This is a genomic window from Mycobacterium sp. pUA109 (genome assembly GCF_041287095.1).
In the GTDB taxonomy this organism is placed as follows: domain Bacteria; phylum Actinomycetota; class Actinomycetes; order Mycobacteriales; family Mycobacteriaceae; genus Mycobacterium.
Window position 1 is genome coordinate 102,726 of sequence record NZ_JBGGKS010000009.1, and the last position, 19,697, is coordinate 122,422.

18 protein-coding genes and 3 pseudogenes are annotated in these 19,697 nt (G+C 68.6%); 13 read left to right on the plus strand and 8 right to left on the minus strand.

Annotated features, from left to right (window positions below; all coding sequences use genetic code 11):
• Positions 1–37 precede the first annotated feature (37 nt).
• The 6 genes and pseudogenes from ACAG26_RS12315 (at position 38) to ACAG26_RS12340 (ending at position 5,915) form a co-directional block, all read left to right on the plus strand.
• Positions 38–730, plus strand: a complete 693-nt coding sequence (locus ACAG26_RS12315; RefSeq protein ID WP_370482543.1) for an HAD family hydrolase — start codon at positions 38–40, stop codon at positions 728–730.
• A gap of 86 nt (positions 731–816) precedes the next feature.
• Positions 817–1,518: pseudogene (locus ACAG26_RS12320) on the plus strand (MFS transporter); the annotation flags it as partial.
• 118 nt (positions 1,519–1,636) lie between these two features.
• The gene (locus tag ACAG26_RS12325; RefSeq protein ID WP_370482544.1) at positions 1,637–2,137 is read left to right on the plus strand and encodes an MFS transporter; all 501 of its coding nucleotides are present in this window, start codon (positions 1,637–1,639) and stop codon (positions 2,135–2,137) included.
• Positions 2,134–3,213 (plus strand): zinc-binding dehydrogenase, encoded by a 1,080-nt coding sequence (locus ACAG26_RS12330; RefSeq protein WP_370482545.1) that lies wholly within the window; start codon positions 2,134–2,136, stop codon positions 3,211–3,213. The genes ACAG26_RS12325 and ACAG26_RS12330 overlap by 4 nt, the downstream gene beginning before the upstream one ends.
• Positions 3,210–4,382, plus strand: coding sequence for an alpha-D-ribose 1-methylphosphonate 5-triphosphate diphosphatase (locus ACAG26_RS12335; RefSeq protein WP_370482547.1), 1,173 nt, complete (start codon positions 3,210–3,212; stop codon positions 4,380–4,382). Before ACAG26_RS12330 ends, ACAG26_RS12335 begins: the two co-directional genes overlap by 4 nt.
• A gap of 72 nt (positions 4,383–4,454) precedes the next feature.
• Positions 4,455–5,915 carry a multicopper oxidase family protein gene (locus tag ACAG26_RS12340; protein WP_370482548.1) on the plus strand — a complete coding sequence of 487 codons (1,461 nt, stop codon included), beginning with the start codon at positions 4,455–4,457 and terminating at the stop codon, positions 5,913–5,915.
• Between the two features lie 6 nt (positions 5,916–5,921).
• Here ACAG26_RS12340 and ACAG26_RS12345 read toward each other — a convergent pair whose 3' ends face one another.
• Positions 5,922–6,653, minus strand: coding sequence for a VIT1/CCC1 transporter family protein (locus ACAG26_RS12345; protein ID WP_370482549.1), 732 nt, complete (start codon positions 6,651–6,653; stop codon positions 5,922–5,924).
• 41 nt (positions 6,654–6,694) lie between these two features.
• Between ACAG26_RS12345 and ACAG26_RS12350 the strand changes: the two genes are divergently transcribed.
• Positions 6,695–7,450, plus strand: coding sequence for an enoyl-CoA hydratase/isomerase family protein (locus ACAG26_RS12350; RefSeq protein ID WP_370482550.1), 756 nt, complete (start codon positions 6,695–6,697; stop codon positions 7,448–7,450).
• Here the strand turns inward: ACAG26_RS12350 and ACAG26_RS12355 are convergent.
• Together ACAG26_RS12355 and ACAG26_RS12360 are read right to left on the minus strand one after the other, a co-directional pair.
• Positions 7,431–7,676, minus strand: coding sequence for a bacterioferritin-associated ferredoxin (locus ACAG26_RS12355; protein ID WP_370482551.1), 246 nt, complete (start codon positions 7,674–7,676; stop codon positions 7,431–7,433). The two genes, ACAG26_RS12350 and ACAG26_RS12355, sit on opposite strands and share 20 nt — an antisense overlap.
• A complete protein-coding gene (locus ACAG26_RS12360; RefSeq protein WP_370482730.1) occupies positions 7,676–8,242 on the minus strand; it encodes a fatty-acid--CoA ligase in 567 nt (188 codons plus the stop codon). Before ACAG26_RS12360 ends, ACAG26_RS12355 begins: the two co-directional genes overlap by 1 nt.
• Positions 8,243–8,617: 375 nt before the next feature.
• Here ACAG26_RS12360 and bfr point away from each other — a divergent pair, with 375 nt between their 5' ends.
• From bfr to ACAG26_RS12385, 5 genes are all read left to right on the plus strand, one after another.
• The gene (gene bfr, locus ACAG26_RS12365) at positions 8,618–9,097 is read left to right on the plus strand and encodes a bacterioferritin (RefSeq protein WP_370482553.1); all 480 of its coding nucleotides are present in this window, start codon (positions 8,618–8,620) and stop codon (positions 9,095–9,097) included.
• Positions 9,098–9,168: 71 nt separating this feature from the next.
• The gene (locus ACAG26_RS12370; protein WP_370482554.1) at positions 9,169–11,211 is read left to right on the plus strand and encodes an MDR family MFS transporter; all 2,043 of its coding nucleotides are present in this window, start codon (positions 9,169–9,171) and stop codon (positions 11,209–11,211) included.
• A gap of 136 nt (positions 11,212–11,347) precedes the next feature.
• A complete protein-coding gene (locus ACAG26_RS12375) occupies positions 11,348–11,842 on the plus strand; it encodes a carboxymuconolactone decarboxylase family protein (protein WP_370482556.1) in 495 nt (164 codons plus the stop codon).
• Complete coding sequence (locus tag ACAG26_RS12380; RefSeq protein ID WP_370482558.1) at positions 11,839–13,182, plus strand: glutamine synthetase; 1,344 nt, start codon at positions 11,839–11,841, stop codon at positions 13,180–13,182. The genes ACAG26_RS12375 and ACAG26_RS12380 overlap by 4 nt, the downstream gene beginning before the upstream one ends.
• Positions 13,183–13,193: 11 nt before the next feature.
• Positions 13,194–14,285, plus strand: coding sequence for an amidohydrolase family protein (locus ACAG26_RS12385; protein WP_370482732.1), 1,092 nt, complete (start codon positions 13,194–13,196; stop codon positions 14,283–14,285).
• Between the two features lie 144 nt (positions 14,286–14,429).
• Here ACAG26_RS12385 and ACAG26_RS12390 read toward each other — a convergent pair whose 3' ends face one another.
• On the minus strand, positions 14,430–14,879 hold the full coding sequence (locus ACAG26_RS12390) for a nuclear transport factor 2 family protein (protein ID WP_370482559.1): 450 nt from the start codon (positions 14,877–14,879) through the stop codon (positions 14,430–14,432).
• Positions 14,880–14,892: 13 nt separating this feature from the next.
• Positions 14,893–14,997 (minus strand): annotated as a pseudogene (locus tag ACAG26_RS12395) (hypothetical protein); the annotation flags it as partial.
• Between the two features lie 217 nt (positions 14,998–15,214).
• Here ACAG26_RS12395 and ACAG26_RS12400 point away from each other — a divergent pair.
• The gene (locus tag ACAG26_RS12400; RefSeq protein ID WP_370482734.1) at positions 15,215–17,005 is read left to right on the plus strand and encodes a CocE/NonD family hydrolase; all 1,791 of its coding nucleotides are present in this window, start codon (positions 15,215–15,217) and stop codon (positions 17,003–17,005) included.
• Positions 17,006–17,010: 5 nt separating this feature from the next.
• On the opposite strand, the gene ACAG26_RS12405 is transcribed toward ACAG26_RS12400, so the two are convergent.
• The 3 genes and pseudogenes from ACAG26_RS12405 to ACAG26_RS12415 all read right to left on the minus strand — a co-directional run bounded on the left by ACAG26_RS12405 (position 17,011) and on the right by ACAG26_RS12415 (position 19,307).
• Positions 17,011–18,324 carry a cytochrome P450 gene (locus ACAG26_RS12405; protein WP_370482735.1) on the minus strand — a complete coding sequence of 438 codons (1,314 nt, stop codon included), beginning with the start codon at positions 18,322–18,324 and terminating at the stop codon, positions 17,011–17,013.
• A gap of 24 nt (positions 18,325–18,348) precedes the next feature.
• Positions 18,349–18,838 (minus strand): annotated as a pseudogene (locus ACAG26_RS12410) (SRPBCC family protein).
• A 40-nt stretch (positions 18,839–18,878) separates the two neighbouring features.
• Positions 18,879–19,307, minus strand: coding sequence for a DUF6188 family protein (locus ACAG26_RS12415; RefSeq protein WP_370482561.1), 429 nt, complete (start codon positions 19,305–19,307; stop codon positions 18,879–18,881).
• Positions 19,308–19,697: the final 390 nt, after the last annotated feature.

Consider the following 19,697-nt stretch of genomic DNA (forward strand, 5'->3'; position numbering starts at 1 on the left):
GCGTGGCATCGGAACGCGGAAGACGGGCGGACATGACATGATCCGGTTGATTTGCCTTGATATGGCTGGGACGACGGTGCAGGACGCGGGTGCTGTGGAGCGGGCATTCGATACCGCTTTGGGGGCTGCGGGATTGACTCCGGAATCCGGGGCGTACCAGGTCGCGCGGGATTATGCCCGCACCACGATGGGGCGGTCGAAGATCGAGGTGTTCCGGGCGATCTTCGACGGCGACGAGGCGCGCGCCGACGCGGCGAACCTCGCCTTCGAAGCGGCGTTCATCGATGCGGCCGACACCGAAGGTCTGCGGGCAATCCCACATGCGGCCGACACCATCGAGAAGTTTCGCGGCGCGGGCTGCGAGGTTGTACTGACGACCGGCTTTTCGCCTCGAATCCGCGATCACATCATCGACACGCTGGGGTGGACCGATCTGGTTACCTTGGCGCTGTCGCCAGTCGACGCGGGACGAGGCCGCCCGTACCCCGACATGCTGCTGACCGCGTTGATCCGCACCCGCACAGAATCGGTGCATCAGATCGCGGTCGCCGGCGACACCACCAGCGACCTGTGGGCCGGGACCCGCGCTGGGGCAGCCATCGTTGCCGGGGTCCGGACCGGGGCCCACGGCGATGCCGACTTTGCGGACGTCCCGCACACCCATGTGATCGACGGTGTCGCCGACTTAATCGCAGTGGTCGACGAGCACGACCTTGCGGCCCACCGATGACCACCGCCCACCGCGCCGGCGTGCGCCGCAACCTTGACGAAGCCCCGCTGAGCCGGTTTCACCTCAAAGCGGCGGTCACGGCCGGAATGGGCTTTTTCACCGACTCCTATGACCTGAACGTCATCGGCACGGTCATCCTGCTCGTCAAACCGCAGTTCCTCCTATCCCCGGGGCAGGTCGCCGCATTGACCAGCTCCACCCTGCTCGCGGTGGCCGTGGGCGCTTTTGTGTTCGGTTGGCTGGGGGATCTGCTTGGGCGCCGTCGAGTCTATGGGCTGGAAGCGGTCCTGATGATCGTCGGCGCGGTCGCCTCGGCGCCGGCGCCGAACTTCATCGGGCTGATCATTGCGCGGACCGTCCTCGGCTTTGGCATCGGCGGCGACTACCCGGCATCCGGGGTGATCACGGCCGAGTACGCGAACCGAAAGGACCGCGGCCGCCTGGTCGGGCTGACGTTCCTGTTCTACGTGTTCGGGCAGGTCGCCGCCTACGTCGTCGCGCTGGCAATCTTGGCGGCGGGTGTCTCACCCACCCTGGCGTGGCGGTTGCTCCTGGGTCTGGGTGCGGTCCCTTCGTTACTGGTGTTGTGGCGGCGCCGCCACATGCCCGAATCACCACGCTGGACGCTGGAAGTCGTTGGCGACGCCGACCAAGCTGCCGATGACCTCAGCGCGTTTACCGGGCGGACGATTAACGCTGTCGTGGGCGACCGTCGATCCGGGCGACTTCGATTCTCGACGGCCCTGCGGTCCAAACGGTTGCACCTCACGCTGCTGGGCACGGCGGGCAGCTGGTTCTTCTTCAATGTGGCGGTATACGGGAACTCGGTGAGCCAACCACTGCTGCTGAACAGCATCGCCCCCCCACACCCGCGTTCTGGCCAACATCGCCATCAACGCCGGCCTGGTGGTGTGTTTCAGCCTGGTCGCGGCCCTGGTCGGCCTTGCGCTGCTGGACCGTGTCGGCCGGAAGCCGATGCAGTTAGCCGGATTTGGGTTGTCCGCGCTGTCCATGGTGCTGATCTCGGCGATACCTGGCCTGACGGCCGCGGTGGCCCCGTTCGCGCTGGTCTTCGGTCTCTCGCTGTTCGGGATCGCATTTGGTCCCAATTACACGACGATGCTGCTGGCGGCCGAGTCGTATCCGACGTCGATTCGCAGCACCGCGCACGGCATTTCTGCTGCTTTTGGCAAGATCGGCGCGTTCCTCGGCGCGTTGATCAGTCCGGTCGTCCTCGCGCATTTCGGTTTGCGGCCCACCACGCTGATCGCGGGCGGATGCTTCCTGTTGGGGATCGCGACCACCTTGGCGTTGGTCGAACCCAATGGCGTGGCGTTGGACTGCGTCGGCATCGACGAGGGTAACGGGGACGCGACGATGGCGCCCGCCGAGGCGACGTACGCATGACCAGCCTGGACGAGCACTTCAGCGTGCGCTACGCCCGTTGGGATGGTGTCGGCCGACCCTTCACGGTGGTGACAACTAGCGTGGCGGCCGACCCCGGTCCGGGCCGGGTCTTGGTGGAAATCGACCTCGCCACGATTTGCGGGAGCGATCTGCACACCGTTTCTGGGCGGCGCGCCGCTCCACAGCCCGGCATCCTCGGACATGAGCAGGTCGGGCGGGTGGTCGCGGTCGGATCGGCGTTGCCGCACACCCGCGGTAACGGGTCGGCGGTGTCGGTGGGGGATCGGGTGGTGTGGTCGGTCACCGCCTCGTGCGGCCAGTGCCGGAACTGTGCACGCGGCCTGGGACAGAAGTGCCTGCAGCTGCACAAGTATGGTCACGAGCGTCTCGCCGACAGTTGGCCGCTCAGTGGTGGTTTCGCCTCACATTGTCTGCTGCTTCCGGGGACAACGATCGTCGTAGTCCCGGCGTCTGTTCCCGATGCGGTGGCCGCGCCGGCCTCGTGTGCGACGGCGACGGTCGCTGCGGCGCTCGACGCGGCGTCGGCCCGCGGCCTTGACCGGTCTCGGGTGTTGATCACCGGCGCCGGTCTGCTGGGCGTCACCGCCGCCGCAATGGCCAAGCAGGCCGGCGCCAGCGTCGTGGTGAGCGACCCCGACCCTGCCCGCCGGGCCTGGGCAACGCGGTTCGGCGCCGACGACGTCATCGGCACCACTCGGCAGCCGACCGGATTCGACGTCGCGATCGAACTATCCGGCGCGGCCGACGCCGTGGAAACCTGCCTGGCCAGTCTTGATGTCGGCGGATATGCGGTGCTTGCCGGGTCGGTCGCGACGACCCGGCCGGCGGCCGTCGATCCCGAGCATGTGGTCCGCAATCTGATTACCGTGACGGGCGTGCACAACTACGGGCCGTCGCATCTGCAGGCCGCGGTTGACTTCCTGGCCGCCCACCACGACCGCTACCCGTTCCGGGAACTCGTCGGTCACGCCTACGGCCTGGACCGCATCGGCGAGGCGCTGCATGCCGCGGCGGGATCAAACCTGCTGCGACAAGCGATCACTCCGGCGACGTGATCAGCCTGCGCGCAGCTCGGATCCTCACCGGTGGTAACGACGACACCGGCTGGGCCGCGGGGCCGCGCTGGCTGACGTTCGACGGCGATCGGATCGTTGACGTGGCCCACACTCCACCGCGCGGGGCTGCGCGCAAGGATCTCGGGCACCTGCAGCTATGGCCGGGCATCACCGACCTGCACGCAGATTCCCTATCGCACTTCCAATCTCCGAGACCTGCAGTCCGCATTCCGATGGTGAGCGCGCTGTACGACTTCGCGGTCGACGCCGCGACACACGGGATCACCCATCCATGCCTGTGTGTGGCCGTCGGCGAGGGCCCCGATCCCCAGCAAAGCTTTGAACGCGCCCGCACCGTCATCGACACCGTCGAATCGATTGCCGGGGCCCTTCCCATTCCCGTCAGCATTCATCTTCGCGTGGATGTCAGTGCCCCCCAATCCGTTGACCTGACCGCGGAGCTGTTGCGCGGCCACGCCGAGCGGATCCGACTTGTGTCCGCGATGGATCACACGCCTGGCCAAGGTCAGTATCGGGATGAAGCCTCATGGCGTTCAGCGATGGGTGCTCGGCTGAACCTCACCGACGCCGCACTCGACCGATGGCTGAGCCAGCTCCATGCCAACGCATCGGGAAACGTTGACCGGCGCCGGCGCATCGGCCAGCTGGCGAACGGGTCCGGCGCCGTATTCGCCACCCATGACCCGGACAGCGATGACGCGGTGGTGACAGCCAAACAGGACGGTGCTCAGATCTGCGAGTTCCCGTTGACTGCCGAGGCCGCGTCGGCGGCGGGCCGGCTCGGCATGGCCGTGGCCGTGGGTGCGCCCAACGCCTGGCGCGGCGCCTCTCATCTCCAGAACCTCTCCGCGCGCACAGCGATCGCCGCGGGAAGGGTGGACGTGCTGACCTCCGACTACCACAGCGGGGCCATGGTCCGCGCCGCCGTTGCCCTCGATGACGCCGGCGTCTGCGCGCTGGACCAGGCAGTCGCCATGATGACCGCACACCCAGCGTGCCTCATCGGCACGAACGATGATCCGCACCTTGGCACCCTGCACGCTGGCGCCGTCGCCAACCTCATCGCCGTCGACACCGCGCCGATCATCGGGGTGGCCGCGGTCTGGTCACGTGGCCGGCAAATCACCGGCCATCGGCTCGGACACTGAGCGAGCGTCGGCGCCAGCCGGTCACGTCATTCGGTTCCGGGGCATGCGCCGTCAGCCGGTTAAGCTGCAACGATGAGCCTGGGGCGACGCGAGTTCCTCAAGTTCAGTGGTGCGGTGCTGGGCGGGGCCGCGCTCACCGCGACCGCGGCGTGCACCCGCACTCCGCCGGCCGGCAAGGCCGACTACACGTTGCGGATCGGTGCCGGGCTGGTGGAGCTCACCCCGGATCGGGTGGTGTCGACCACCCTGTACAACGGCCAATTCCCCGGCCCGCTGCTGCGGTTCACCGAGGGCAAGCCCGCGACGGTCGACGTCTACAACGACACGGACAGTCCCGAGCAGCTGCACTGGCACGGCCAGACGCTGCCCGTGGACGTGGACGGCTCGGCCGAGGAGGGCACCCCGTTCATTCCCCCGCATGGCATGCGGCGGCTGCGGTTCCATCCCGGCCCGCCCGGCTTGCGGTTCTACCACACCCACCTGGTCGCCGGCGCCGACCTGAGCCTGGGCGCCTACTCCGGGCAGGCCGGGCCGGTCTATGTCGAACCCACGCAGAACCCGGGCGGCTACGACCGCGAGGTCTTTGTGACCCTCAAGGAATTTGAACCCACCCTCAACCGCTCCGGCGACATGGGCACCGACTACCTGGCCGGTCCCCAGGATCCGCGGCTCCGTGACATCGGCGAGGCCGCGATGGCGCAGGTGACGGCGCGTGGACTGCCGCTGGGCTTCGACCTCGAATACGGCGTCTGCACCATCAACGGGCGCCCCCTCGGGCATGGCGATCCCATCCGCGTCAAATCCGGTGACCGGGTGCTGTTGCACGTGCTCAACGCCAGCGCCACCGAAACCCGCAGCCTGGCGCTGCCCGGACACGCCTTCACCGTCGTCGCCCTCGACGGCAACCCGGTGCCCACCCCCGCGCCGGTTCCGGTGCTGTGGCTGGGCGCCGCCGAACGCGTCTCGGCCCTGGTCGAGATGACCACCCCCGGGGTGTGGGTGCTCGGCGACCTGGACGACGACGATCGCGGCCGCGGCGCGGGCATCGTCGTCGCATACGCCGGGCAGACCGGGGCGCCGCAATGGACCCCGCCGCCGCCGTTCCGCTGGGATTACCGGTTGTTCGCCCGGCCCGGTGTCAACCCGCCGGCCGCCGATCAGGTGATCGACCTGCTCTTTGAGCGGCAGAACGCCGCCGACAACGGCTTCGACGTGTGGACGATCAACGGGCAGCGCTTCACCATGCCGGCCGGCCAGCCGCGATTCACCGTCGAACGTGGCGGGCGCTATCGGCTGCGCCTGCGCAACGCCAGCGACAGTAACCACCCGATCCACCTGCACCGGAACACCTTCGAGATCACTCACATCGCCGGCACGCCGACCGCCGGGGTGCGCAAGGACGTCGTCATGCTCGGCGCCTACCAAACCGCGGACATCGACTTCACCGCCGAGGAGCCCGGGCTGTCGCTGTTCCACTGCCACAAGCAGTCCCACATGGACTTCGGGTTCATGGCGCTGATCGACTGCGGCTAATCCCGATCAGATGAGGTCGGCGATCAGCGGACCGAGATGGTAGGTCACGGCGACGGCGATGGCGCCGAAAGCCAATTGCCGCAAGGCGGCCCACCACATCGGTTTGCCGGTGAACCGGGCGGCCAGCGCGCCGGCGACCAGCTGGCCGACGCCCGCGCACACCAGCCCCATCCAGAGCAGGTCGAAACCGAGCACCCAGGGCAGCAACGGGATCAGGGCGCCGACGGCGAACGTTGCGAACGACGAGATCGCGGCCAGCCACGCCGAGGCCTTCTCCCGGGGGTCGACCCCGATCTCGAGTGCCATGTGGAAGTTGACCGCGCGGTCCTCGTTGCGGTGGATCTCCTCGCTGGCACGCTGCGCGGTGTGCTCGGTCATGCCCAGCCCGACCAGCATGTCGACCAGTTCGGCCCGCTCGGCGTCGGGGTGCGCCCGGAAGGCGCGGTGCTCGACGGCCACCTCGGCGTCGATTTGCTCGTTGGCGGTGGTCACCGACGCGTACTCGCCGAGCGCCATCGAGAACGCCCCGGCCAGCAGGCCGGCGACACCGCTGACCTCGACGGCGTCGGCGCTGGCGGTGGCGGCCACCGCGGCGATCAGCGCGGTGTTGCTCACCAACCCGTCCATGGCGCCGAAGGTCGCCGCCCGCAGCCAGCCGCCGCTGACGTCGGCGTGCACGTGATCGAAGTCGTGCGGGAGTCGACCCGGTGGTGGCGGATTGGTACCTGGCTCGGACATGGCGATATTTAAGCGCATCCGTGTGGTCTAGGCTGCAGCCCGTGACGCTGCAGATCGACGACGACAACCGGGTCCGCACCCTGACCCTGAACCGGCCCGAGGCGCTCAACGCCTTCAACGAGGCGCTGTATGACGCCACCGCCGAGGCGCTGCTGGCCGCCGCCGACGATCCCGAGGTCGCCGTCGTGCTGCTCACCGGGGCCGGGCGGGCGTTCAGCGCCGGCACCGACCTGGCCGAAATGCAGGCCATGGTCACCGATCCGAATTTCACCCCGGGAAAGCACGGATTTCGGGGCCTGATGGAGGTGCTGAGCGGGTTCCCCAAGCCGCTGATCTGTGCGATCAACGGCGTCGGTGTCGGGATCGGCGCCACCATCCTCGGCTATGCCGACCTGGCGTTCATGTCGTCGACCGCGCGGCTCAAATGCCCGTTCACCAGCCTGGGGGTAGCCCCCGAAGCCGCCTCGTCCTACCTGCTTCCGCAACTGGTGGGACGGCAGAACGCGGCCTGGCTGTTGATGTCCTCGGAATGGGTGGACGCCGCCGAAGCGCTGCGGATGGGGCTGGTCTGGAAGGTCTGCGAACCCGAGGAGCTGCTGGCCGACGCGCGCCGGCACGCCGAGATCCTGGCCTCCCGGCCCATTTCCAGCCTGATGGCGGTCAAGCACACCATGGTGGAGCCGACCCGCCCGGAGATCGCCGCCGCCAGCGCGCGGGAAAACGCCCACTTCGCCGAGCTATTGGGCACCCAGGCCAACGCCGCGGCGCTGGCCGATTTCACCGGCCGGGATAGCTGAACTGCGCGACGCTGCGTTCGTCGTCCACCGAAACGCAGTCGTTATCCAGGCAATTCGGTGCCGTTTTCGACTCGGCGGCGATGATCGCGCGCAGGGTGCGTCGGCACCGCCCGCAGTCGGCGCCGGCGCCGCATTCGGCGGCGATCTGCTTGGACGTGCATGCCCCGCGGGCCACGGCGTCGCAGATGGTTTGGCTGGTGGCTCCCACGCACAGACACACGTACATCAGCGGGCCACTTCCGTGCTCATGACATGGGCCAGCTTGCCGACGAATAGGCTCGGGTAGGCGCCGATCCCCGCTCCGGACATCCACTCCGCGGCCGCGTCGGGATGATCAATCCAGCGCTGAGCGCTGGCCAGGCTGTCAATCTCCAACAGCGTCATCACTTCCTGCCCGTCGTCGAAGGCCCGATACAGCCAGACTTTGCGTACCCCGGCGTCGCGGAACCGATCCAGTCCGCCGTGCACTTTGACCATGAGCTCGGCAACGTCGTCGACGGCCGAGACCGCGCCGACGATCACCCCGGCCGGGATGGTGTCGGGCGCCGATGTGGTCAGGTCGATTTTTTCCAGCACCTCACCGGCGAATATCGCGGGCAGGTCGGTGACCCCAACAAGGTCAAACCATTCAAATACCGCGGGGGAGCGCAGCAATTCTTGCACCGATTCGCGATGGCGAATGCCCATTGTGACCAGGACTCGACCCGGTTCCCAGATCGAGTTGTACATCACCACATGGTGAGCGCCCAGTGCGACCAGGGGCGAACGGCCCTCTTTGATCAATGACCACATGCGGTTGACGTCATTAATGCGGTAATCCGCCGCCAGCACCAGCGAATGCAATTCGTGGCCGTTTTCCGCGCCCCCGCAAGCGGGTGCGCCAGCACCGTTCGGGGATCGCACAAGCCTCATGTTAGCCGAGTCTAACCTAACTCGTGTTAGTGGAGTCTAACCTAACACTGACACGCCTGTGAGCAGCGGAGATGCCCACGCGCGCCCCGCGGCGGGCCGGCGCGGCACCCGGTGGCGGCGGCCCGCGGCGCGTCGTCGCCAAACGGCCTGCCGACCGTCGCCACCTGCACTAGATTGAAAACGCCACGACCGGCGGCGCACAGCCCAGCCCGCTTGTCACGGTGCCACGTGCGACAGCCTCAATAAGGAGAGATCATGCAAGGTGATCCTGATGTTCTGCGCCTGCTCAATGAACAATTAACCAGCGAACTTACCGCCATCAACCAATACTTTTTGCATTCCAAGATGCAAGACAATTGGGGTTTCACCGAACTGGCGAGTCATACCCGCGACGAGTCATTTGAGGAAATGCGGCACGCCGAAGACGTCACCGACCGGATTCTGCTGCTCGATGGGTTGCCCAACTATCAGCGCATCGGATCGCTCCGCATCGGCCAGACCCTGCGGGAGCAGTTCGAGAGCGACCTGGCCCTGGAACTCGAGGTGGTCGATCGCCTCAAACCCGGCATCGTCATGTGCCGGGAAAAACAAGACGCCACCAGCGCGAACCTGTTGGAGAAGATCCTCGCCGACGAGGAAGACCACATCGACTACCTGCAGACCCAGTTGGAGCTGATGGACAAGTTGGGCGAGGCGCTCTACGCCGCGCAATGCGTCGCCCGGCCCCCGACGTGAGGTTAGGCGCGCGCCGCAGCGGATTCCTCGTCGACGCCCGTTAGCATCGAGGGCCGACGAGGAAGGACGGTATGACCGGGTCGACGGCGCGCACCGCTGCCGCGGGAGCTCCCGAACCCGGCCACGCGCCGCTGAGCCCGCAGCGACGCAACCTCATCTTCACCGCGATCGTGCTCGGCATGCTGCTGGCGGCGCTGGACCAAACCATCGTCGCGACCGCGTTGCCGACCATCGTCGCCGACCTGGGTGACGCGGGACATCAGTCGTGGGTGGTGACCAGCTACCTGTTGGCGTCCACGATCGTGACCGTGCTGGTCGGCAAGCTCGGGGACCTGTTCGGCCGCAAAACGGTGTTCCAGACCGCGGTGGTCTGCTTTGTGATCGGTTCGGTGCTGTGCGGGCTGTCGCAGTCGATGCTGATGCTGGTCGCGGCGCGGGCGCTGCAAGGCATCGGCGGCGGCGGGATCACCGTGACGGCCACCGCGTTGATCGGTGAGGTCATTCCGCTGCGGGAACGCGGCCGCTACCAGGGCATGCTCGGCGCGGTATTCGGCGTGAGCTCGGTGGTCGGGCCGCTGCTGGGCGGCTACTTCACCGACTACCTGACCTGGCGGTGGGCGTTTTGGGTCAACGTGCCGATCTCGGCGGTCGTCATCGTGGTGTCCGGGGCGGCCATCCCGGCGCTGGCCCAGCGCGCGAAACCGGTGATCGACTCTCTGGGCATCGCGCTGGTGGGGGTGGGCGCCGCCGGCCTGACCCTGGCCACCAGTTGGGGCGGCACCCGCTATCCGTGGGGGTCGGCGACGATCGTCGGGCTGTTCGTCGGTTCCGCGGTGGCGCTGGGCGCGTTCGTCTGGGTGGAAAGCCGCGCGGCCGCACCGATTTTGCCCACCCGACTGTTCGCCAGCCCGGTGTTCACCGTGTGCTGCGTGTTGGCGTTTGTGGTCGGGTTCGCGATGCTGGGGGCGTTGACGTTCCTGCCCACCTACATGCAATACGTCAACGGTGTGTCGGCCACCACCTCGGGTCTGCGCACGCTGCCGATGGTGGTCGGCATGCTGATCACCTCGACGGGCAGCGGAACCGTGGTCGGCCGCACCGGCCGGTACAAGATCTTCCCGGTGGCCGGGACGGCCCTGATGGCGCTGGCCTTTGTGCTGATGTCGCGGATGGACGCCGCCACCTCGGCGCTGGTGCAATCGGTGTATCTGCTGGTGCTGGGCGCCGGCATCGGCTTGTCCATGCAGGTGCTGGTGCTGATCGTGCAAAACACGTCGAGTTTCGAGGATTTGGGGGTGGCGACCTCCGGCGTGACCTTCTTTCGCACCATCGGCAGCTCGTTCGGCGCCGCGATCTTCGGGTCACTGTTTTTGAACTTCCTCGATTCCCGGATGGGCGCGGCGCTGCGGGCCAGCGGCGCCCCCGCCGAGGCGGCCAGTTCCCCGGCGGCCCTGCACCGGCTGCCCGGCGAGCAGGCCGCGCCGATCGTGGCGGCCTACGCCGGCGCGCTGGGGCAGGTGTTCTTGTGGGCCGCACCGGTCGCGGTGGTCGGGTTCGTGCTGGCGTTGTGTCTGCGCGAGGTTCCGCTGCGCGATATCCGCAGCAACGCCGCCGATCTCGGCGACGGGTTCGGGATGCCGACCGACGAAACCTCGGATGCGCTGTTGGAGATCGCGATCGGACGGCTGCTGCGCGGCGCCCCGGGGGTGCGGTTGCGCAGCATCGCGCTGCGGCCCGACTGCGACCTCGACGTCGCCGCGCTGTGGGGGGTGCTGCGGATCCACCGCTACATCCAGACCTACCGCGCGGCGCGGTTGTCCGAGATCGGCGACGACCTGGGTGTGCCGTATGAGGTGCTGGAACCCGTCTTCGACCGGCTGGTCAACGACGGCTACGCGCTGCGCGACGGCGACAACCTGGGGCTGACCCGCGCCGGGCTCGCCTACGTCGATTTCGTCTCGCGGCTGCTCCATGAGTGGGTGCTCGACAAGCTGTCGAGGTCGGGGAGTTTTCAGGGCCGTCCGGACCGGGCCGCCGTGAATGCTGCGCTGGAGCGGATTTCGCAACGACTTCTGGCCCAACGTGATTGGCGTGAGCGTCAACCGCAGGGCTAAAGCGTCCGCGACTGTGCGGCCTCATCCGCCTGCCGGCCAAAAAGCGGATAAAACCGCACAGTCAGCAGCTTTTGCGAGGCGAACTTCGCCTAACGGCTCCTCGGCAGGGCATGTCCGGCGGCGTAGCATCACCACCATGAGCCGAATCGGAGCCTTCGCCGACGACGACCTTTCCGGCTGGTTCGTCAAATCCCCGGAACTCGGCGGCGCGCTGGCCGGACTGTCTGACGCCGTCTACAACCGCAACCGGCTGCCGATGCGCACCCGCGAACTCGCCCGGATGGTGATCGCTTACGACAACGAATGCGCGGTCTGCGTCAACACCCGCGACGCCGACGGGCCCGCCGCCGGCGTCGACGAGGAGCTCTACGAACACGTCGCGCAGTGGCGCACCTGGCCGGGCTACAGCCCCCAGGAGCGGTTAGCGGCCGAGTTCGCGCACCGATTCGCCACCGAGCACACCGTGCTGCGCGACGACGAAGACTTCTGGGCCCGTGCCGCCGAGCACTTTTCCGAGGAGCTGTTGGCCGACCTGGCGTTGTCGTGCGCGCTGTGGCTGGGCATGGGACGGGTGCTGCGGACCTTGGACCTCGGCCAGGCCTGCGCGTTCACCCTGCCCAGCCGGGTGTGAGCCGCCCGGCCGCGCCGCTGGCCGCCGCGGCGATCGCCCAGCTCGAATCCGAAGGGGTGGAGGCGGTCATCGGCACGGTGGTGAATCCGGCCGGGCTCACCCAAGCCAAGACGGTGCCGTTGCGGCGGACCAACACCTTCGCCGACCCGGGACTGGGCGCCAGCCCGGTCTGGCACGGCTTCGCCATCGACCAGACCGGGATCGCGTTCACCGACCATGTCGGCGTGGTGGGGGACCAGCGCATCCGCATCGACCTGTCGGCGCTGCGGATCGTCGGCGACGGGTTCGCGTGGGCACCCGGCGCGTTCTTCGAGCAGGACGGCACCCCCGTCCCGGCGTGCAGTCGGGGAACCCTGCGTCGGGTCGAGGCCGCGCTGGCCGAGGCCGGGATCGAGGCGGTGGTCGGTCACGAAATCGAGTTCGTCCTGGTGAATCCGGACGGAACGCGGCTGCCGTCGACCCTGTGGGCGCCCTACGGTGCGGCCGGTCTGCTCGAACATGAGACCTTCATCCGCGACATCATCGCCACCGCCGCCGCCGCGGGGGTCGGTGTCGAACAGATCCACCCCGAATATGGGGTCAACCAGTTCGAAGTCTCGCTCAGCCCGCTGTCGCCGGTCGCGGCCGCCGACCAGCTGGTGCTGACCCGGATCATCGTCGGGCGGGTCGCCCGCCGGCACGGCCTGCGGGTCAGCCTGTCACCGACCCCGTTTACCGACGGCGTCGGATCCGGTGCCCACCAACACTTCTCGCTGGCCAAGGCCGGCAAACCGCTGTTCTCCGGCGGCAAGGGCACCGGCGGGATGACCCCCGAGGGCGAAAGCGCGCTGGCCGGGCTGCTGCACGGACTGCCGGAAGCGCAGGGAATCCTGTGCGGATCTATCGTGTCCGGGCTGCGGATGCGCCCGGGCAACTGGGCCGGCGCGAACCTGTGCTGGGGCACCGAAAACCGGGAAGCCGCACTGCGCTTTGTGCACGACGGCCCCGGTGCCCCGGCCGGCGGCAACGTCGAAGTGAAAGTGGTCGACGCCTCGGCCAACCCGTATCTCGCCTCGGCCGCGATCCTGGGCTTGGCGGTGGACGGCATCGGGCAACACGCCGTGCTGCCGGAGGAAACCACGGTGGACCCGGCAACGCTGCCCGACTTCGACCACGCCAGACTCGCCGGTACCCAGGCCGAAGCCCTTGCCGCCCTGGATAACTCGGGGCGACTCCGCAAAATCCTGGGTGATCAGGTGATCGACCTGCTGGTCGCCGTCCGCCGCCTCGAGCACGACCGGTACGCCGACCTGGACCCCGAGGAGCTCACCGAGAAGTTCCGGATGGCCTGGAGTGTGTGACGGTGTCGGCGCTGACGGATCACATCGCCGCGGTGGGATTGATCGATCAGCATGTCCACGGCTGTTGGCTCATGGCGGGCGACCGGCAACGGTTTGAGAACCGGCTCAACGAGGCCAACACCGAGCCGCTGGCCGCCTTCGACTCCGGGTTCGATTCACAGCTGGGGTTCGCGGTCCGGGCACATTGCGCACCGCTGCTGGGGTTGCCCAGACACGCTGAGCCCGAGCGGTATTGGCAGCGGCGGGCGCAATCCGATGAAGCCGAGGTGGCCCGGACGTTCCTGGGCGCGGCCGGCGTCACCGACTGGCTCGTCGACACCGGGCTCGACGACGTGGCCGACGTCGCGACCATGCGCGCGCTGTCGGGGAGCCGCGCGCACGAGGTGGTGCGGCTCGAGCAGGTGGCCGAGCAGGCCGCGGCGGCACCCGGCGACTACGCCGCGGCCTTCGAGGAGATCCTGCAACGGCGCGCCGCCACCGCCATCGCCACCAAGTCGATCCTGGCCTACCGGGGCGGGTTTGCCGGTGATCTGAGCGCACCGTCGCCGGGTCAGGTCAGCCGGGCCGCCGCCCGGTGGCGCGACGCCGGCGGTGTCCGGGTGGCCGATCCGGTGCTGCTGCGGTTCGGGCTGCAGTGCGCGCTGCGGCTGGGCAAGCCGCTGCAGTTGCACGTCGGCTTCGGTGACCGCGACGCCGACCTGCGCACCGCCAACCCGCTGTATCTGAGGCAGTTTCTGCAGGACTCCGGCGACACCCCGATCGTGTTGCTGCACTGCTACCCCTATGAGCGGGAGGCCGGCTACCTGGCGCAGGCGTTCAACAACGTCTACCTCGACGGCGGGCTGGCCATCACCCATTTGGGGGCGCGTGCCCCGGCGTTCATTGCCCGACTGCTGGAGTTGGCGCCGTTCCGCAAAATCGTGTACTCCTCGGACGGCTACGGCCCCGCCGAACTGCACTACCTGGGGGCAGCGTTGTGGCGCACCGGCATACACCGGGTGCTGCAGGGTTTCGTCGAGGACGGCGACTGGAGCGAGGCCGACGCCATCCGGGTGGTGGACCTGATCGCCCGCGACAACGCGGCACGGATCTATCAGGTTTGACCTTGCGGTGGCGGACGAGTCGAGTGTGCGGTGAGGGCGGAGATTTCGCGAAAATCCCGCCCTGGACGCACACTCGGCGTCGTGTTGGCCCAGGTGGGACGCCGTGATGGCACGACGCGGCGCCGCGGCGGCAGAAAAGCTGAATCAGATCAATCCGGTGGCGTCGAACACCCATGACGTGTCCGCCAAGGCCAGGTCCTCCATCCAGTTCGGCGGCGCGAAGTTGGTGAGCCCGCCCAGGTCCCAGTAGTCCTTCCACAGCGTGATTTTTCCGTCGCGCACCTGGTGCACGGTCACGAACGGCAGCACCGCGGATTCCCCGCTGGCCCAATGCCACGTCTCGGAGTGCTCATACATCACGTCGGCGCCGTCGGACACCAGCACGCCGTCGTGGTTCTGGTAGCCGGCCAGCGGTTCCAGCCCGACCTTGAGCCGCTTGACGATGTCCTCGGGACCCCGCGCGGCCAGCGCCGGCCCGACCGGCATATCGACATAGATGCAGTCCTGCGACAGAAAGGTTTTCACCGCCTCCCAGTCGCGCCTGGACAACGCCCGCCACAGCCCGAGGACGGGCTCGCGGATGTCAGCCGGCATGGGCCGGCTCCGTTCCCGCGGTGCGGATCGACGGGGCGCCGGTGCCGTCGAACCACCGACCGTCCCGGATGATTGTGTCGTAGGTCACGGACGTCAATATAACGGCGACACTGGACAGGTGTCCAACGATTGGCTCGGCTTAGAGTGCGGGGAGTCGAGACGGCATGCGGAGGTAGCAGATGGCGGGATTGCGGGTGGGGCGGCGAGTCGGATGGGCGCTGGCGGCGCTCGGGACGGCGGCGGTGGTCGGCCGGGCCGCGACGGCGGTCCGGGATCGCAGCGAGAACCCGTCGCCGTTCCTGCCGTCGTGGACGCCGGGGCCGGCGCGCTACGGGGTGGGGGTGCGGCGCAATGTTGCGGTGCCGATGAGCGACGGCGTGGTGCTGCGCGCCGACATCCATTACCCCACCGTGCCGGAGACCGGGTCGCCGGCGGCCGGCCCGTTTCCGGTGCTGCTGTCGGTGACGCCGTACGGCAAGATGGCCCCGCCGCCGGCCGCCCAGATCGGTGGCGGCCCAACCCCGTACCTGATCAAGCGGGGCTACATCGAGGTGATGGTCGACGTCCGCGGCACCGGGGCCTCCGGCGGTTCGTTCGCGATGTTCGGCTCCGAGCAGGCCCAAGACGGGGTGGATCTGGTCGCCTGGGCGGCGACGCTGCCCAACGCCAACGGCCGGGTCGGCATGTTCGGGATCTCCTACCTGGCGATCAACCAGCTGTTCACCGCGGCCGCGGTGGGGCCGGACTCCCCGCTCAAGGCGATCTTCCCGGTGATGGCCGCCAACGACTTCTACCGCGACGCGGCCGCGATGGGCGGGGTGCCGCACCTGCGCACGGTGCGCGCCTACGGTGCGTTGTACACGCTGCTCAATGTCGTAAACCCGACCCTGGAGTTCTTCGCCCGGGGCGGGCATCCGCGGCCCCGGTCCGGGGGCCTAGCCGCGGTGCGCCAACGCGGCCGCGACCAGCGGCGCTACTTCGGACCGCTGGTCACCGAGGCCATGCACGGCGGTGACACCGCCTACGACGGGCCGTTTTGGGATGCCATGCGGCCGGACGCGGTGCTGCCCGACATCGCCGCCAACGGGGTGGCGGTGTTCCTGGTCGGCGGCTGGCACGACGCGTTCCAGCGCGGCGCACCGCTGAACTACGCCATCCTGCAAAACGCGTGTGCCGGGCGCCCGGCCCGGGCGCCGATGGAGCCGGGCCAGCCGCTGTCGGAGCGGATCCGGCTGTTGATGGGCCCGTGGTATCACGTGTCGAACTTCGACCGGCTGCACCTGCAGGCGCTGCAGTTGCGGTGGTTCGACCACTGGCTGAAGGATGACCCCGCCGCCGCGTTCGCCGGGGCGCCGTTCACCTTCCAGGCGATCGGGAGCCCGCGCTGGTTCCACGCCCGCGACTACCCGCTGGCCGAGGCGACACCGACCCGCTACTACTTGTCCGACTCCGGTCGCCTGACACCGGAGGCCGCCGAGCAGGAAACCGTGGCCACGTTGCCGTACCGGGCGCGGGGCCCGGTGGCCGGCCGCAGCCTCGAGCAGTGGAGCCTGGGCATGAACAGCTTCATCGCCACCCAGGCCGGCCGCCCGATTCGCTACGACCAGGACAACCGGCGGCTGCAGCGCGGCGCACTGTGCTACACCACCGAGCCGTTCGCCACGTCTACCCTGCTGGCCGGTCCGATCACGCTGACCGTGCAGGCCACCGCCACCACCACCGAGACGTTGTGGGTCGCCCACCTCGACGACGTCGCCCCCGACGGGGCCAGCCGGCCGTTGACCCAGGGGGCGCTGCTCGGGTCACACCGCGCGCTCGACCCCGACCGCACCTGGTATCTGCCCGACGGCACCGTGCTGCGGCCCCACCACGTCAGCACCCGCGCGGCCACCGACCCCGTCGTGCCCGGTGAGCTGACCCGTTACGACATCGAGGTGTTCCCCACCGCGGTGCTGATCGCCCCCGATCACCGGCTGCGGCTGACGGTGACCACCTACGACTTTCCCAACCTGGTGCCCACCCAGCCCGCCCGGGCCGCGTTGACCGGCGGCAGCTACCGCATCCACCAGGGCGGCCCCACCGCGTCACACATGCTGCTGCCGCTGCTTGACCCGGACCGGGTGTAGCCGGGTCACCGGCTGGCCAGCACCGGCTCACCCAACCGCACCGGCAGCGTCGACCAGCCCCGCAGCACCCGGGTGTCGCGGCGGCGCCCGGGGCCCGCGTCCTGAGCCTCGGGGAAGCGGTCGAAGAAGGCGCGCAAGCCGACCTGGCCTTCCGCGCGGGCCAGCGCCGCACCCAGGCAGAAGTGCCGGCCGCCGGAGAAGGCCAGATGCCGGCCGGCGTTGGCGCGTTCGAGGTCGAACCGGTGCGGGTCGGGGAACACGGCCGGGTCCCGGTTGGCGGCGGCCAAACCGATCACCACCACCTCACCGCGTCGGATGGCGGTGCCCGCCACCTCGGTGTCGGTGCCGGCCATCCGGGCGGTCAGCTGCACCGGGGAATCCAGCCGCAGGATCTCTTCGACCGCGCCGGCCCACAGCTCGGGGCGCTGCCGCAGGGTTTCCCGCTGCTGCGGCGCGTCCAGCAACATCCGAATCCCGTTGCCCAGCAGGTTGACCGTGGTCTCGAAACCGGCGGCCAACACCAGCCCGGCGACCGCGCGCAGCTCGGTCTCGTTGAGCTGGGTGTCGGGGTCGCCGGCCTCGGCGGTGCGGATCAACTCGCTCATCAGGTCGTCGCCGGGGGCGCGGCGCAACTGGCGCAGGTGGTCGGCCAGCCAGGCGTTGAAGCCGGCCACCCCGTGCTGCACCCGCCGGTACTGCGGCCAGGACACACCGAAATCGAGGCTGGGGGCCGCCAACTCGCCGTATTCCAGCACCCGCATCCGGTCGCGTTCGGGGACCCCGAGGATGTCGCTGATGATCGCGACCGGAAGCTGCGAACAGTACCGGTCGACGACGTCGACCACACCGGCGTCGCCGGCCAGCCCATCGAGCAGCGCCTCCGCCGTCCGTTGCACCCGGTCACCCAGCGCGGCGACCGCCTTGGGGGTGAACACCGAGGAAACCGTCTTGCGGTAGCGGGTGTGCTCGGGCGGCTCGACGGCCAACAGCGACGGTGGCCGCAGCGGCTGCAGCAGGTCATCCCGGGTGCGGGTCTCCAGCCAACGCAGCGGTGCGGGCAGGTTGGATCCGGGCGAGAACACCCGGAAATCGTCGGAGCGCAGCAACGCGTGGGCGACGGCGTGATCCACGGTCAGGTACCCGATGCGGGAGGCCACCAGCGGACCGTGGGACCGCAGTTCTTCGTAGAACGCGATGGGGTCGGCCCGCACCGCCGGGTCGGCGACCAGCCGGGCTTGCGGATCGCCGCGCCGCGCCGCGATCGACGCGACCCCGCGGACGAATCCGTGCAGGGCCAGCCAGTGCGCCCGTTGCCGCAACCCGCTCACCTCGACGCCCCTCGGCTACTGGTCTTCGACCACGTCCCTGATGCGCTCCAGGGTTTTGGTCATGTCCCGGATATTGCGCCGCTGGCGCAGAAAACCGCCAAACACCCAGTAATACACGGTGGTCAGCGGCGAGGAGGCCAGCCGGAACGATTCCGTGACGTCGGTGCCGTCGCCGCTTGGCGTCAACTGGTAGAGCCAGTTATTCACCGCCCGGTCGCCGGCCAAGACCGCGAACCCGAATTCGCGGCCGGGCTCGCACGCGGTAACCCGACACGTCGTCCAGTACACCGGCCCGATCTCATTGCGCCGTACGTGTCCGCGGAACCGGGCGCCCAGCGCGGGGCCGGTGGCACCGTCGAGCCACTCGGCCTCAAACGTTTCGGGGGAGAACCGCCCGGTGTTGCGGATATCCGCGATCAGCTCCCAGATCTTGTCCGGGGGTGCCGCCATGTGAACCGTCGCCGAACCTTGCATGGCTTTGATCCAAGCATGTTTGGGGGCGCAGTAAAACCGCGCCGGCCTTGCGGTGCGGCGAGTGGCTGGATTTAGGCCCGGTCGCCGTCCTCGGGCATATCGTGGCGCACCACGCGCAACTTCCCGCGGGCCAGGCAGGCCGCGTAGCCGTGGTACTTGCCGTACATCTCCCAGGCGGTGACGTGCAAGTCCGGCGCCACATCGATCTCGTGCCCATCGGAGAATTCCACGTGCAGGTTCCCGTGGTCGTCCCAGACCACTCGGGTGCACATCTCCCCGGCGAAATCGAATAGCGCCCGTTCCTGCACGGCCGGGTCGTGCGGGTCAATGGTGACCACTTCGGCAGGTGACTTATCCGTCGCGGGCAACCTCAGTCGGATCGGCGCCGATATGACGAGCTCGTTGTAATCGTCGAGGTTGAGCACCAGACCGTCGCGAAACATGATCCGTTGCAATACGCAGCCGTCAATCCACGGTCCGAGCAATTTCTGTTCCGCCATACATTCACTCTGGACGTTTTCCTAACGCGGCACAAGAGCCGAATGTCGGCTGGCCGCAAAAGCAGACAACGCTGATACAGATGTGCCAGAAGGTGGCGCGCGCGGCGACGAAATTGGCAATGGACACCACGCGCATCGATTACCGTGGGTACGCCGAGTTAACTGACGTGATCGGGCAAAGTCCCGATGCAGCCGACCTCCGCGGTGTTGCGCGGCGGACGGCTGATAACCCTTGTCTCGACGGTCGATCCGCGCTAGCGTGTCGTCGGCCTCCCGCACGATCAATTGGGGTGATCACCATCGACACGCTGACCAGTGCCACCACGTACCGGAGGGGTCGGTCCCATGGCTGAGGCCGCGCTGGATGACGGGGAAGCCCCGGTCATCGTC